Genomic DNA, 1224 nt, shown 5'->3' with positions numbered 1-1224 from the left:
GGAGCCGAAAGCGGTCGAAGATACCAGGTGGCTGCAACTGTTTACTAAAAACACAGCACTCTGCAAACGCGTAAGCGGACGTATAGGGTGTGACGCCTGCCCGGTGCCGGAAGGTTAATTGATGGTGTTAGCCGTAAGGCGAAGCTCTTGATCGAAGCCCCGGTAAACGGCGGCCGTAACTATAACGGTCCTAAGGTAGCGAAATTCCTTGTCGGGTAAGTTCCGACCTGCACGAATGGCGTAATGATGGCCACACTGTCTCCACCCGAGACTCAGTGAAATTGAAATCGCCGTGAAGATGCGGTGTACCCGCGGCTAGACGGAAAGACCCCGTGAACCTTTACTATAGCTTCACACTGACCGCTGATGTTGCCTGTGTAGGATAGCTGGGAGGCTTTGAAACTCTGTCGCCAGATGGAGTGGAGCCAACCTTGAAATACCAGCCTGGCATCATTGGCGTTCTCACTCAGGTCCGTTATCCGGATCGAGGACCGTGTGTGGTGGGTAGTTTGACTGGGGCGGTCTCCTCCTAAAGAGTAACGGAGGAGCACGAAGGTACCCTCAGTACGGTTGGAAATCGTGCATTGAGTGCAAGAGCATAAGGGTGCTTGACTGCGAGACAGACACGTCGAGCAGGTACGAAAGTAGGTTCTAGTGATCCGGTGGTTCTGTATGGAAGGGCCATCGCTCAACGGATAAAAGGTACTCCGGGGATAACAGGCTGATACCGCCCAAGAGTTCACATCGACGGCGGTGTTTGGCACCTCGATGTCGGCTCATCACATCCTGGGGCTGAAGTCGGTCCCAAGGGTATGGCTGTTCGCCATTTAAAGTGGTACGCGAGCTGGGTTTAGAACGTCGTGAGACAGTTCGGTCCCTATCTGCCGTGGGCGTTGGAGATTTGAGAAGTGCTGCTCCTAGTACGAGAGGACCGGAGTGGACGAACCTCTGGTGTTCGGGTTGTCACGCCAGTGGCATTGCCCGGTAGCTATGTTCGGACAGGATAACCGCTGAAAGCATCTAAGCGGGAAGCCCCCTTCAAGATGAGATCTCCCCGAGGCCTTGAGCCTCCTGAAGGGCCCAGCAAGACTAGCTGGTTGATAGGCCGGGTGTGGACGCACCAATAGGTGTTGAGCTAACCGGTACTAATTGCCCGTGAGGCTTGACCATATAACCCCAAGCCGTTTGATCACGAGACACACGGCCGGATACGCAACTACAGTG

The 1224-nt window shown here is 54.7% G+C and carries 1 rRNA gene; it reads left to right on the top strand.

Going from position 1 to position 1224, the window contains the following annotated elements:
- Positions 1–1170: ribosomal RNA gene (locus H616_RS0100005) — 23S ribosomal RNA — on the top strand; the annotation flags it as partial.
- Between the last annotated feature and the right edge of the window lie 54 nt (positions 1171–1224).

The sequence above is a fragment of the Halomonas halocynthiae DSM 14573 genome (genome assembly GCF_000425725.1).
Classification (GTDB): domain Bacteria; phylum Pseudomonadota; class Gammaproteobacteria; order Pseudomonadales; family Halomonadaceae; genus Halomonas; species Halomonas halocynthiae.
The sequence above is the reverse complement of the archived record's forward strand: the minus strand, read 5'-3'. Positions and strand labels throughout refer to the sequence as shown.